Raw genomic sequence first — 13,055 nt, forward strand, 5'->3', positions numbered from 1 at the left:
CGTGGCCGTTCCCGAAAACCCCGCAACCGGCTCCAGCCCGGCGCAGCGGCCTCTCATCATGCGCTTCGCCGCGCGGTCGGATGTTGGCCGGATACGTGCCAAGAATGACGACTCCGCCTACGCCGGCCGGCACCTTGCCGTCGTCGCGGACGGCATGGGAGGACATGCGGGCGGCGACGTCGCCTCGGCCGCAACCGTCCTGGACATGATCCACCTGGACAGCCCGGACCATGGTGACGATGCCGGAACGGTCCTGGCGGACGAGATCCAGACCGCCAATTCCCTCCTCTCCGAGCTGGTGCACATCAACCCGAAGCTTGCGGGCATGGGTACCACCGTCACCGCCCTCCTGCTGGCCAACGGCAAGCTGCACTTCGCCCACATCGGCGATTCACGCGCTTACCGGCTCCGCGACGGTGAATTCAAGCAGGTCAGCGTGGACCACACCTTCGTCCAGCGGCTTATCGACGAAGGCCGGCTGCGGCCTGAAGAAGCCGAAACGCACCCCCACAAGAACGTCCTCATGCGCGTCCTTGGCGATGTCGACGCCAGCCCCGAACTGGACCTGGACACCCTCGATGCCCGGCCCGGGGACCGCTGGCTGTTGTGCTCCGACGGCCTGAACTACGTTGCCGCGCATGCCGTGGAGCGGACGGTCCGCGAAACCCACAACCTGCATGAATGCGCCGAAACCCTTGTTGAGCTGACCCTTGAGGCCGGTTCCCCTGACAACGTCACCGTGGTCATGGTGGACATCGTGGAGGAAACGCCCGACGACGTCAGCACGGCCGCCGTCGAAATCATCCCGCCGGTGCAGGGCAGCAAGCCCGCTGCCGCGGCAGAGGGCGTTCCCGCCGCTGCAGCGGCAGCCGCCGCGGACGAGCCCAAGGAAACCCACGCCTCCAAACACGGGGATGCCACTCCCGGCTCCGGGCAAGCCAAGGAACCGCAAGATGGCAACGCCGCCAACGCCCCTCAGGCCGAGTCCGGCAGCACCGACCCCCATCTTGGTGAACACCTCTCTGCCGAGGTCCTGCGGGAGGAACTCGCCTCCCGCCCCCACGAGCTGGTGGGAGCCGCCGCTGCTGCCGCGGAGTCCGGCTCCATCCCCACGGTGGCAGGCCGGACCGTGGCCCGCCGGGCCGCCACGCTCCTCACCCACAAGGCGGAACCGGCGGACGGAGAGGACGCGCTGCCGGCGCTGCGTCCACGCCGCTGGCTGACCTGGTCCATCGCGGCCGCCGTACTGGTTGTGGTGGCAGTGGGCCTCTGGCTCGGCTACGCCTGGACCCAGACCCGGTACTACGTGGGCGAGTTCGATTCCCGCGTGGCCATCTACAACGGCGTGTCCCAGCGGCTGGGTCCCATCCAGCTGTCCTCCCTTGAAGCGGTGACGGACATCCGGATGGATTCCCTTCCACCCTTCTCGCAGCAGCGGGTCCGCCAGACGGTCCCTGCCAATGACCTGTACGACGCACAGCGCATCGTCAAGAACCTGGAGCTGACCGGGACCACGTCCCCCGAGGAGGAATGCCCCAAGGTGTCCGCTTCCCCGACACCGGCCCCGGGCAGCGCACCTCCGGCCACCGCGGCAGCCCCGCCGCCGGCAACCGATGCGTCCGCACCTGCCCCTGCACCGCCGGCCCCGTCCCCCTCACCCACTCCGACCATCACCTGCGAGGCGGCCAAATGAGCCAGGTAAGCACCATGCCCAAGCCTCGCCGCAACGTCGAACTGGCGTTGCTGCTGGTGGCCCTCGCCGTGGGCATCGGCGCCAACATGATGGTAGGCGTGGACCAGGAAAAGGCCTTCGACTCCGACTTCTGGTTCCAGTCGAGCCTCCTGGCAGTGGCCGCGCTCGTTTTCCACGGCGTCCTGCGTTTCCGGGCGAAATATGCCGATCCAGTAATACTCCCGATTGTGATCGCACTGAACGGCTTGGGCCTGGCGATGATCCACCGCCTGGACGCTCCCGGCGAGGACACGGGGAACAACCAGCTCCGGTGGACCCTCATTGCCATGGCCGTGGCCATCGCCGTGGTGTTCTTCCTCAAGGACCACCGCATCCTCCGGCGGTTCACCTTCATTTCGCTGGCGGCTTCGGCTCTTTTGCTGATCCTGCCGCTTGTCCCGGGAATCAGCGCCGGGGAAATCCTGGGCGCCCGGGTGTGGATCCGGTTCGGCTCGATGACGTTCCAGCCGGGCGAGGTCGCCAAGATTACGCTGGCTATATTCTTTGCCGGGTATCTTTCGTCCAACCGTGACCTGATCCTGCTTGCGGGCCGCAAGATCGGCCCCATGCAGTTCCCGCGGTTCAAGGACATGGGGCCCATGGTCACGGCCTGGCTGGTCAGTATCGGTGTGCTGGTGTTCCAGCGCGACCTGGGCTCGTCCCTGCTGTTCTTCGGCCTGTTCATCGTGATGATCTACGTGGCCACCAGCCGGATCAGCTGGGTGGTGATCGGACTGGCGCTGATCCTGGGCGGCGGCTTCGTGGCGGCACAGGTCTTTTCCCATGTGCAGCAGCGCGTCTACGGCTGGCTCAACGCCTTCTCCCCCGATGTCTATGAGAACGGCAGCCGGCAAGTCATCGAGGGCCTGTTCGGCATGGCCAACGGCGGCCTGGTGGGTACCGGCCTTGGCCAGGGCCGTCCGGACCTGGTCCCGTTCGCCAACAGCGACATGATCATCGCCTCGCTGGGCGAAGAACTGGGACTGATCGGGCTGTTCGCCATCGTGCTGCTCTACCTGCTGTTCGTCACGCGCGGTTTCCGGGCAGCCCTGGGCACCCGCGACGCGTTCGGAAAGCTCCTCGCCTGCGGCCTGTCCCTCGCCGTGGCCCTCCAGTGCTTCGTGGTGATCGGCGGCGTCACGCGCCTCATTCCCCTGACCGGGCTTACCACCCCGTTCCTGGCGGCGGGCGGCTCGTCCCTCCTGGCCAACTGGATCATCGTGGGGCTGCTCCTGTTGATTTCCCACGCTGCCCGCGGGCCGGTGGATACAACCCCGCTCCCACCCGCCGGCGCGGCGGCGGCAAACGGCATTGACACTCCAACCGAGGCGGTGAAGCAGGCATGAACCAGGCAATTCGACACTCATGGGTAGCGGCAGTTGCCATGTTTGCGCTGCTCTTCGGCGCCATCAGTTATGTGCAGGTGGTGGGCGCCGACGACCTCAAGACCAATCCGCTGAACCAGCGCGCCATCCTGCAGAACTACTGCAACGACCGCGGTGCCATCATCGTGGGCGGCACTCCCGTGGCTGAGTCGGCGGAAACCGGTTCGGAGACGTGCAAATTCCAGCGGACCTATCCGCAGCCGGAACTCTACGCCGGCATCACCGGCTACTTCTCGAAGAATTACGGAGCCACGGGCCTCGAGCAGACCATGGGCGCCGAGCTGGCAGGGAACTCCGACCAGCTCTTCCTTGACCGGGTGGGCCAGCTCTTCCTGGGAAACCAGCCCAAGGGCGCGTCGGTGGAACTCACCATCGATCCGCAGATCCAGCAGCTTGCCTACAGCCTGATCCCGGACGGCCAGCGCGGTTCGATCGTGGTCACCAACCCCAAGACCGGTGCCATCCTGGCGATGGCGTCCAAGCCTTCCTACAACCCCAACCTGGTGGCCACGCAGGACGCAGCCGCGGAACGGGCCAACATCAACGAGTTGGTCAAGGTCCCTGGCATCAACCTGAACCAGAACGTCAGTGGTCCCACCGGCGAACTCCTCGCCCCGGGTTCGGTCTTCAAGCTCGTGGATACGGCCGCGGCCTTGGCGTCGGGGAAGTACAACAAGGACAGCGTCCTGCCGAACCCTGCGGAGATGCCCTTTGACGGCATCCAGTACAAGCTGCCCAACTACGCCGGGGGCAACTGCTACACCAGGGACACCGCCAGCTTCGCCTTCGCCCTGCAGCAGTCCTGCAACACGCCGTTCGCCAGCATCGCCCTGGACCTGGGCCGCGACGCCATCGCCGCCCAGGCCAAGAAGTTCGGGTTCGGCGAAGACGTGGGAGGCCTGCTGAAGCTGGGCCACGCAGCGGGAAACGGGTTCCCTGACAACCTGGACAAGCCCGGGCTCGCCCAGTCCGCCATCGGCCAGAAGGATGTCCGGGTCACTCCGCTGCAGGTCAACATGATGACGAACGCCATCGCCAACGGCGGCGCCCAGATGGCGCCAAGCCTCGTCAAGACCCTCCGGTCCCCGGACCTGCGCGTCATTGACGAGCCGCAGCCCTCGCAGCTCAGGACGTCCACCACCCCGGAAATCGCCAAGCAGATCACCGAATGGATGACCAGCGTGGTGACTGACGGGATTGCCAAGGGCGCCGCCGTCCCGGGCGTCCAGGTCGCAGGCAAGACCGGCACCGCCGAACTCGGAAACGGAACCAACAATTCGTGGTTTACCGGGTTCGCCCCTGCTGACAACCCGAAGGTCAGCGTCACGATCGTCATGGAAGGCGTAGACATCTACGCGGGAGCAAAGCTGACCAGTCCCAACGCGAAGAAGATTTTTGAGGCGGTGTTGAATAAGTGAGGCCTACAACGGGAATCACCCTCGGCGGCAGATTCCAGCTGACCACGCGGATTGCGATCGGTGGCATGGGGGAAGTGTGGAAGGCCAAAGACCTCGTCCTGGGCCGCATCGTCGCCATTAAGGTGCTGAAGGAGGAGTACACCGGTGACCCCGGCTTCCTCCAGCGGTTCCGCGCTGAGGCACGCCACACCGCGCTGCTGAACCACGTCGGCATTGCCAACGTCTTCGACTACGGCGAAGAGGAGGGCTCGGCCTACCTGGTCATGGAGCTGGTCCCGGGCCAGCCGCTGAGCAGCATCATTGAACACGAACAGGTGCTTTCGCCGGACCGTACGCTGTCGATCATCGCGCAGACCGCCCGCGCCCTGGCCGTCGCGCACGCCCAGGGCCTGGTCCACCGCGACGTCAAGCCCGGCAACCTCCTGATCACCCCCGACGGAAGGGTCAAGGTCACCGACTTCGGCATCGCCCGCCTCGCCGACCAGGTGCCGCTCACCCAGACCGGGCAGGTCATGGGAACCGCGCAGTACCTCGCGCCCGAGCAGGCAACGGGACAGACCGCCACCGGTTCCTCGGACATCTACTCCCTCGGCGTTATTGGCTACGAGTGCCTCAGCGGCCACCGCCCGTTCTCGGGTGAATCCCAGATCGCCATTGCCCTGGCCCAAGTGAACGACGCCCCGCCGCCGCTTCCGGAAAGCCTGCCCGCGCCGGTCCGGGCGCTCCTGATGTCCATGCTGGCCAAGGACCCCAAGGACCGACCGGCGAACGCCATCAAGCTCGCCGAAGCAGCGGAGGCCATCCGCAACGGCGACGTCGGTGCCGCCCGCGCCGCGGTGCCCGGCATGCTGCTTTTCGATGCGGCGACGGGACCCATCACGGCTCCTGTTGACACCGCCACCGCCCCCACCGGCGTGATTGGCACGCAGCGGGATTCTGCGCCCACCGCCACGTCGGCACTGCCGGTGATGGGTGCGGGCGCAGCAGGTGCGGCCGCAGCCATGGCTGCCGGCGCCCACGGTGCATCCGCGGATGGCGGGGAGCGGGCGCAGGGCCCGCTGGCCCGCGCCAACGCCTTGGCTGCCGAGCGGAACTGGGACCAGGAGGAGGAAACGTACGACGACGGGCCCTCCGACGAGCCCCGGCGCAAGGGCCGCAGCCCCTGGACCTGGCCTCTGGTCGCCTTGATCCTGTTGCTGCTCTTCGCCCTGGTGGGCTTCCTCCTGAACCAGGCAGGACTCTTCTCGCCGGCCGGGAACCCCAGCTCCAGCGCCACTGCCAGCAGCGCACCGCCGTCGTCCGCGACCCCCACGCGGACCACCCAGTCGGCTACACCGACGCCGACGCGCAACACTCCAACACCAACCCCCACCACGCAGCCCACCCAGGCCACCGTCAACGTCATTCCGGCGGCGTACCTCGGCAAGGACTACCGGCAGGTCCAGGCTGCGCTTGCAGGCATGGGGCTGCAGGTGACCGTCGTTCCGCAGGAGAGCAGCACGGAGACCCCCGGAACGGTGCTGGAACTCAACCCCACCGGAACGGTGCCCAAGGGTTCGCTGATCACCGTCGTCTACGCGACCGCTCCCAGCCCTGCGCCCACCACCGCAGCACCGACCCCTGCCCCCACGTCGTCCGCGCCCGTGGCTGGACCGACGCCCATCTCGCCCCTGGCAACCTGCGCGGCCGGCCAAACGCCCGGGACGCCCCCTACCTGCGCACCCTGATCTCGGGACCAGCCAGTGAATGAGTCGCCACGCACACCGTTGCACCGGGAGGACAGCCTTCCGGTGGATAACCGGCGTGTCCTGAACGGTCGCTACGAACTGGGTAACCTCATTGGCCGGGGCGGCATGGCGGATGTCTACAAGGGCACGGACACCCGCCTGGGCAGGACTGTTGCCGTCAAGCTGCTGCGGCCGGACATGGCCCGGGATCCGCAGTTCCAGGCACGCTTCAAGCGTGAAGCGCAAGCGGTGGCCGCCCTGAACCACCCGTCCATCGTGGCCATCTTTGATACCGGCGAGCATGTGGTCCATGACGGTTCCGCCGAGGACGTACGCGTGCCGTACATCGTCATGGAATACGTTGACGGCAGGACCCTGCGTGAATTGATCCGCGCCAACGAGGTCAGCATCAGCCAGGCCATCGACTACTGCCTGGGCGTCCTGGCAGCCCTTGAGTACAGCCACAAGGCCGGCATCGTGCACCGGGACATCAAACCCGCCAACGTGATGTACTGCCCGGGCAGCGACTCGGTAAAGGTGATGGACTTCGGCATTGCCCGCGCCATCGCCGATTCCTCCGCCACCATGACCCAGACCCAGGCTGTGGTGGGAACCGCCCAGTACCTCTCGCCGGAACAGGCCCGGGGCGAGACGGTGGATGCCCGCAGCGACCTCTATTCCGCTGCGTGCCTGCTCTACGAAATGCTCACCTCACGGCCGCCGTTCATCGGGGACAGCCCGGTTTCCGTGGCTTACCAGCATGTCCGCGAAATCCCGGAACCGGCCAGCAGCCTCAATCCGGATGTGTCCCCGGCGCTGGACACCGTCCTCGCCAAGGCCCTGCAAAAGAACCGGGCCGACAGGTTCCAGGACGCGGCGGCCTTCCGGCGTGCCTTGCGCGCGGCCAAAGCCGGTGTTCCCCTGCCGGCCGTGGCGGCGTCAGAGGCGCCCACCGATCCCAATGACCACGTTCCGCAGGCGCCGCCACCCACCGAGGCGTTCGCCGCCACAGGGGCAAGCTTCCTGGACGATGCCCCCACCGGGCGGCTGGCTGCCACCAACCTGTACCATGACGACGGCGGAGCGGCGGCTCCGCTGGAACTGGCCGACGAGCACGGGGCGGACGCGTATGGGGCTGGCGCGCTCCCGCTGGGCCTCGCTACGGAACATGAGCAAAGCACACGGCAGAAGTCCCGGCGTCGTGCCTGGATCGCCACCCTGGTGATCTTCACCCTCCTGATCCTCGCCGGCGGCGGATTGTGGCTGTACCAAACGGTCAACCGGCCCGCTCCTGCGCCGCCCAAGGTGTCCATCCCGGCGGTGGCGTCCATGACGGAAACCGCCGCACTGCAGGAGCTGTACAACGCCGGCCTGCGGCCGCGGATCGCACGGTCCGCAAACGACACAGTGCCCAAGGGAACCGCGATCGGGACGGACCCCGCGGCGGGCGGTTCGCTGGATCCTGGAGCTGAGGTCATCCTCAACGTTTCGGACGGCCCCAGTTCGGTGAAGATCCCTGACAGCCTCCCCGGCAAGACCGAGGCAGCGGCGCGGGACATCCTCCGCCAGGTGGGGCTGGTGGGCGCCCCCTCGACCACCACCGCCAACAGCGCCACGGTTCCGGCAGGAATCGTCATCACCTCCAACCCGGCCCCCGGGCAAAGCGTCGGTGTCGGCACCAGCGTGGAGCTGATCGTGTCCACCGGAAAGGTAGTGGTCCCGGAACTGCGGGGCCTGATGCGTGACGAAGCCGAGGCAGCACTGAAGGAGCTCGGCCTGGTGCCGTCGGTGGTTGAGGTGGAAAACTCCCAGGTGGAGCCCGGCAAGGTCACGGACCAAAGCGACCCGGCCAACGCTGCCGTACCGCAGGGGAAGACCATCACTGTCGTGGTGGCCAAGGCACCGCCGCCTCCGCCGCCACCGCCCGCGCCAACGGAAACCGCCACCCCCACGCCAACACCGACGCCCAAACCCACCAAGAAGGGCTGACGCGTCCTGGCCCGTCCGGCAGCTCCGGCTACTGCTGGATCAGCGGGCTCAGTTTCGCTGCCCGGGCAGCGGCGCCCTTCATGCCCAGCGATTCGAGCCAGTTGCCGAGCATCTGGTACCCGCCCTCGGTGAGTACCGATTCCGGGTGGAACTGTACCCCGCACAATGGTGCTGTCCGGTGCTGCAGCCCCATGACCACCCCGGACGCGGTCTGCGCCGTGATTTCCAGGACGTCGGGGATGGATTCCCGGACCGCGGCCAGCGAGTGGTAGCGGGTGGCCGTGACGGGGGAGGGGAGCCCGGCAAAGACGCTGGTGCCGATGTGCTCCACCTTGGACGTTTTGCCGTGCATGAGTTCAGGGGCATGGGTCACCTTGCCGCCGAAAGCCTCCGCCAGCGCCTGGTGGCCCAGGCACACGCCGAACATGGGAACGCTGTTTTCACCGCACCACTTGATCAGCTCGATGCAGACTCCCGCCTCGGCGGGATTTCCGGGCCCGGGGGAAATAAGGACGCCGTCACGGGTGCTGGCGAGTTCGATGGCCTCGGCGAGCGTGACGTCGTCGTTGCGGACCACCGTGGTCTCGGCGCCGAGTTCCTGGAGGTAGCCCACCAGGGTGTAGACGAAGCTGTCGTAGTTATCCACTACAAGGATCTTGGTTGTGGTCATGGCTGGTCTGCGGAACCAATCGTTGAGTCGGTGAATGGGGTGAAATGGGACATCCAGGGGAACAGGAACTGGACCATCAGGACCAGGGCAAGGAATACCAGTGCCAGCGAGATGAAGATCCTGAGCCACAGCGGCCCGGGGAGGTGGCGGAAGATCCAGGCGTACACGGTCAGCTCCTTCCGGTGGCTGCTGCCACCTGGGCCGCGATCTCAGCCGGTGGTCCTGCCGCCAGGGGCCGCCAGCTGTCCAGCAGGGCGTAGGCGATGATGCGTTCTTCCGCTCCGAAGCGGGGGTTGCAGCTGGTCATGGTGAGGTAGCTTTCAGTCGGCGCGGCACCTGGCTGGGTGGGAACCGGTTCCAGGACATCGGTGCGGGACGGCATCACGATCTGGTTGTTCCGGAAGACGTAGACGTAGAAACCGTCTTTGGTCTGGACGTAGATCTTGTCACCCGGGACCAGTGTGTGGATGTTGTCCAGCACGGCTCCATGTGTCTGGCGGTGGCCGGCCACCGCGAAGTTGCCGACGGCGCCGGGCATGGCGGTGTTGCTGTAGTGGCCCAGGCCCAGGGTGTCCAGGACGTCCTGGCTTGTCCCCTGGACGATCGGACGGGTGTAGGTGGGACCGAACCTGGGGATGTACATAATGCCGATGGTGCCGGCGTGGCCGGGAGCCGTGCCCACCACGGGCTTTCCAAAGTCCTCCCCGGCGGCAGGAGGCGACGCCGGTGCTGAGGCCGAGGGAGCGGGGGCTGCGGTGCCCAGGTCCTGGGCAAATTCCTTGATGACCTGGCTCTGTTTGGCATCGGACTCAACATTGGTCCACCACAACTGCCACGCCACAAAGAGCAGGAGGATGACGCCAACGGTGATCAACAGTTCACCGAGCACCGAGATAATGCCGGGCAGGAGGGCTCGACGGGATGCGGGCGCGGTGGCGGTCCCCGCCTTCTCCTGCAATACCACGCGTTCTCCTCCGGGCGTTTACCCTGGGCACCGGCTGCCCATCAACTGCGGCTAGAATTGGCTGCTAGTAAGAATCCAGATTTGACCAAGATCGCGCAGACCGCTGGCAATTTCCTTCTTGCAGGATACCAAGCCCGGGCCGCCGAGCTTGCCCAGTCCGCCAAGGAGAGCCAGTGCCCGAGTCAAAGCCTCGCAGGAAGACCGCCAGCACCGCCCAGCCGGCATCACCGCAGGCCTACAAGCCCAACCCCGTATGGTTCAAGCCGGTCATGTTCGGCCTCATGATCATCGGTCTCTTCTGGATCATCACGTTCTACATCAGCGAGGGACGGTTCCCGGTCCAGGCCTGGCAGTCCTGGAACATCGTTGCCGGCTTCGGCATCGCCATCGTCGGGTTCCTGATGACCACCCGCTGGCGTTCCTAGCCGCTGCTGCGGAACTGTTCCAAGGAGGACTCCACTGGCTCCGGATTCCACCGGCGTGATCGTTGGCGAGGATGGCCTGGCGCGGCCTGCCTGGGCTGCCACGGATCCGCTGATGCGCGACTATTACGACCAGGAATGGGGGCTGCCCGTTACCGACGAGCAGGGCCTCTACGAGCGGATTTGCCTTGAGGGTTTCCAGGCGGGTCTTTCCTGGGCCACCATCCTGCGAAAGCGGCCGGCCTTCCGCGCGGCCTTCGCCGGCTTTGATCCGGATGCCGTGGCGCTTTTTGGCGCCCCGGAGGTGGAGCGGCTGATGCAGGACCCCGGCATCATCCGGAACAGGCTGAAGATCCTGGCGGCGGTGAAGAACGCCCAAGCAACCCAGGAGCTCAGGAACGACGGCGGACTGGTGGACTTCGTGTGGAGCTTCCGTCCGGCCAGCACGCCCAAGCCACAGGCAATAACCGATATTCCCACCCAATCAGAAGAGTCGGTGGCCCTGTCCAAGGCGCTTCGAAAGCGCGGATTCTCCTTCGTAGGCCCCACCACCATGTTCGCCCTGATGGAAGCCATCGGCATGGTGGACACGCACCTCCTGCAAAGTCACCGCCGGGGATCTTCCGGCGTGTGGCCCATTGAGGCCTAAAGGCACTGGCACAGGCTGTTATCCCCAGCTGTTGGGAAGGTTATCCACAATGGGGAAAACCTCCCCCTTCGATCGAAACTGATTCCGCTGCACCGCCCTGCAGGGCCTTGTCCGGGAAACCTGCCGTCCAGATGTGGTTATTAACAGTGTGGAATACCTGTGGAAAAGTGCAGGGCCCGAGTGGAGTGACGCCCGCTGGCCGGAACTATGGGCGGTCCCGCCGCACCGGGTGGTGGCTGGTGATGGACACCCGGTTGAAGGCATTCATGGTCACGGCAAGCCAACTCACGGCCGAAAACTCCGCGGCGCTGAGCCGCTCCCGCGCGTAAGCCTCCGCGTGCTCCCGTGACCGTTCGTCCGGGAGTTCTGTAATGCTTTCCACCAGGGCCAGGGCGGCGCGCTCCTGGTCGGTGAAGAGTGCCGTTTCACGCCATGCGGGCAGGACCGCGAGACGCTGCGGGGTTTCACCGGCCTCGGCGGCCTTCCGAACATGGAGGTCCAGGCAATACGCGCAGCCGTTGAGCTGGGAAATGCGCACATTCAGGAGTTCCACCAGGCCCGGGCCCAGTCCGGCCTCTTCTGCTGCTTCCTGGACCTTCAGTCCCAACCCGCTGATGGCTCTCCAGAGGGCCGGGTGCTGTTTGTCCAGGTACAGGTGTTCGGTGGCGCTCACGGGAGTCCTTATCGGTTGAACGGCTTGGCAGGCCACCATCATAGGCTGGCGGCCGTCCGGCACTGGGGACGGTTGTCCACTTACCAACAACGCGATACCCACAAGTTATCCACAGATGTGGGAAACTTCGTGGACACACGGCTCTCCTGGGGACTCCAGCCTTACTCCGGCGGGCTGGATCCCGGCCCAAACAACAGTGCTGTCACTTATTAACAGTGTGGATACGGCTGTCGATAACGTCCCGCACAGGGTGTCTACCGCCTCCTGCCGGCCACTTTCCCGCCGGTTTATCCACAGGCGTGCCCGAAAGTGGCGGCTTATCCACTTACACACAGCAATATCCCCACAGGTTATCCACAGATGTGGAGAAAGGGTGCCCGGTACGCCTCGTAATGGACGAGGATCGCCGGGAGTAGCCGATCCAGCAAAGGAACTACAGCTATGTAAGTTACCAACACTGTGGATAAACGCTGTGGAAAACACGAATGCCCCCGTCACCGGAGGGTGACGGGGGCGTAGTGTTTGTCCGCAGGCCGAAAAGGGTTAGAGCGTCACCCGTGCCCAGCTCACTGCGACGAGCAGCACCACCACTGCGGCCAAGCCGAGTGCCTGGAGGAGGCCCTGGCGGCGTCCCCGCGGCGTGTAGGCAAGGACAGCGGCACAGAGACCACCGGTAATGAGGCCGCCCAGGTGGGCCTGCCAGGCGATGTGGGGGATCAGGAAGCCAATGACGCCGTTGATGGCAATCAGGACCCAGAGCTGCCGTGTATCGCCGCCCCGCTGGCGTTGAACCAGCAACATGGCACCGAAGAGGCCAAAGATGGCACCTGAAGCGCCGACCAGCCCCACCAGGCCCTGGCCGGGAACCAGCACAGGGTTTAGCAGCAGGTATCCCACCGAGCCGCCAAGGGCGGAGATCAAGTACACGGCAAGGAAGCGGGCCCGGCCCAGGACCGGTTCCAGTGCCTGCCCAAAGATCCACAGCGTGTACATGTTCAGGAGGATGTGCAGAAAGGAGTCCGGGGAGTGGAGGAAGGCTGACGTCACCATCCGCCATGGCTCGAAGGCGCCGTACTGCGGGGCGACAAAAATGTTGTTGTAGGCAAACTGCTTGTAGACCCAGTCGCCAGGAATGAGCATTTGCAGGGCGTAGACGGCTACGCACGCTGCGATGATGCCGAACGTCGCCAAAGGCTTCCCGGTGGCTGCGGCGCCGCCGTAGACCGACCGCACCTCCGGCGTCGTACGTTTTGTTTCGTTGACGCAGTCAACGCATTGGAATCCGACGGCGGCCGCCCGCTGGCAGTCCGGGCATGCCGGGCGCCCGCAGCGCTGGCACCGTACGTAGGACGGCCGGTCCGGGTGCCGGGGGCAGACCGGGACCTGGGCGGACGGCTCGGCCGACGGAATTCCGTAGCTCATGGTG

General features: G+C 65.9%; 12 protein-coding genes. 7 read left to right on the forward strand and 5 right to left on the reverse strand.

Annotation, left to right across the window (positions count from 1 at the left end):
- Position 1: 1 nt before the first annotated feature.
- From J2T23_RS17890 to pknB, 5 genes are all read left to right on the forward strand, one after another.
- Complete coding sequence (locus tag J2T23_RS17890) at positions 2-1,693, forward strand: PP2C family protein-serine/threonine phosphatase (protein ID WP_370871460.1); 1,692 nt, start codon at positions 2-4, stop codon at positions 1,691-1,693.
- The gene (locus tag J2T23_RS17895; protein WP_141158782.1) at positions 1,690-3,078 is read left to right on the forward strand and encodes an FtsW/RodA/SpoVE family cell cycle protein; all 1,389 of its coding nucleotides are present in this window, start codon (positions 1,690-1,692) and stop codon (positions 3,076-3,078) included. The genes J2T23_RS17890 and J2T23_RS17895 overlap by 4 nt, the downstream gene beginning before the upstream one ends.
- On the forward strand, positions 3,075-4,535 hold the full coding sequence (locus J2T23_RS17900) for a peptidoglycan D,D-transpeptidase FtsI family protein (protein WP_141158783.1): 1,461 nt from the start codon (positions 3,075-3,077) through the stop codon (positions 4,533-4,535). Before J2T23_RS17895 ends, J2T23_RS17900 begins: the two co-directional genes overlap by 4 nt.
- The gene (locus J2T23_RS17905; protein ID WP_141182863.1) at positions 4,532-6,262 is read left to right on the forward strand and encodes a protein kinase domain-containing protein; all 1,731 of its coding nucleotides are present in this window, start codon (positions 4,532-4,534) and stop codon (positions 6,260-6,262) included. The genes J2T23_RS17900 and J2T23_RS17905 overlap by 4 nt, the downstream gene beginning before the upstream one ends.
- 63 nt (positions 6,263-6,325) lie before the next feature.
- Complete coding sequence (gene pknB / locus J2T23_RS17910; protein ID WP_307362187.1) at positions 6,326-8,251, forward strand: Stk1 family PASTA domain-containing Ser/Thr kinase; 1,926 nt, start codon at positions 6,326-6,328, stop codon at positions 8,249-8,251.
- A gap of 28 nt (positions 8,252-8,279) precedes the next feature.
- Here the strand turns inward: pknB and J2T23_RS17915 are convergent, their stop codons facing one another.
- Genes J2T23_RS17915 through J2T23_RS17925 form a run of 3 tightly spaced genes read right to left on the reverse strand, consistent with a single transcriptional unit; the run spans position 8,280 to position 9,885 of the window.
- On the reverse strand, positions 8,280-8,921 hold the full coding sequence (locus tag J2T23_RS17915; RefSeq protein ID WP_141158786.1) for an aminodeoxychorismate/anthranilate synthase component II: 642 nt from the start codon (positions 8,919-8,921) through the stop codon (positions 8,280-8,282).
- Positions 8,918-9,088, reverse strand: coding sequence for a hypothetical protein (locus tag J2T23_RS17920; RefSeq protein WP_168223195.1), 171 nt, complete (start codon positions 9,086-9,088; stop codon positions 8,918-8,920). Before J2T23_RS17920 ends, J2T23_RS17915 begins: the two co-directional genes overlap by 4 nt.
- 2 nt (positions 9,089-9,090) lie before the next feature.
- Complete coding sequence (locus tag J2T23_RS17925) at positions 9,091-9,885, reverse strand: class E sortase (RefSeq protein ID WP_141182862.1); 795 nt, start codon at positions 9,883-9,885, stop codon at positions 9,091-9,093.
- 173 nt (positions 9,886-10,058) lie between these two features.
- Between J2T23_RS17925 and J2T23_RS17930 the strand changes: the two genes are divergently transcribed.
- Together J2T23_RS17930 and J2T23_RS17935 are read left to right on the forward strand one after the other, a co-directional pair.
- Positions 10,059-10,310: a cell division protein CrgA gene (locus tag J2T23_RS17930; protein WP_141158788.1), complete on the forward strand. Its 252-nt coding sequence runs from the start codon at positions 10,059-10,061 to the stop codon at positions 10,308-10,310.
- A gap of 55 nt (positions 10,311-10,365) precedes the next feature.
- Entirely contained in the window at positions 10,366-10,956 is a 591-nt protein-coding gene (locus J2T23_RS17935) for a DNA-3-methyladenine glycosylase I (protein WP_370871459.1), read from the forward strand.
- A 205-nt stretch (positions 10,957-11,161) separates the two neighbouring features.
- Here J2T23_RS17935 and J2T23_RS17940 read toward each other — a convergent pair whose 3' ends face one another.
- Both J2T23_RS17940 and J2T23_RS17945 read right to left on the reverse strand, forming a co-directional pair.
- Complete coding sequence (locus J2T23_RS17940) at positions 11,162-11,629, reverse strand: carboxymuconolactone decarboxylase family protein (protein ID WP_307362192.1); 468 nt, start codon at positions 11,627-11,629, stop codon at positions 11,162-11,164.
- A gap of 543 nt (positions 11,630-12,172) precedes the next feature.
- On the reverse strand, positions 12,173-13,051 hold the full coding sequence (locus J2T23_RS17945; RefSeq protein WP_307362195.1) for a rhomboid family intramembrane serine protease: 879 nt from the start codon (positions 13,049-13,051) through the stop codon (positions 12,173-12,175).
- Positions 13,052-13,055 lie beyond the last annotated feature (4 nt).

Source organism: Pseudarthrobacter niigatensis, from assembly GCF_030812615.1.
GTDB lineage: Bacteria > Actinomycetota > Actinomycetes > Actinomycetales > Micrococcaceae > Arthrobacter > Arthrobacter niigatensis.

What these genes read in the sequence shown, in the direction of transcription:
- J2T23_RS17895 (WP_141158782.1), top strand. Translation starts at nt 1,690, where the DNA reads ATGAGCCAGGTAAGCACCATGCCCAAGCCTCGCCGCAACGTCGAACTG.
- J2T23_RS17900 (WP_141158783.1), top strand. Translation starts at nt 3,075, where the DNA reads ATGAACCAGGCAATTCGACACTCATGGGTAGCGGCAGTTGCCATGTTT.
- J2T23_RS17915 (WP_141158786.1), bottom strand. Translation starts at nt 8,921, where the DNA reads ATGACCACAACCAAGATCCTTGTAGTGGATAACTACGACAGCTTCGTC.
- J2T23_RS17945 (WP_307362195.1), bottom strand. Translation starts at nt 13,051, where the DNA reads ATGAGCTACGGAATTCCGTCGGCCGAGCCGTCCGCCCAGGTCCCGGTC.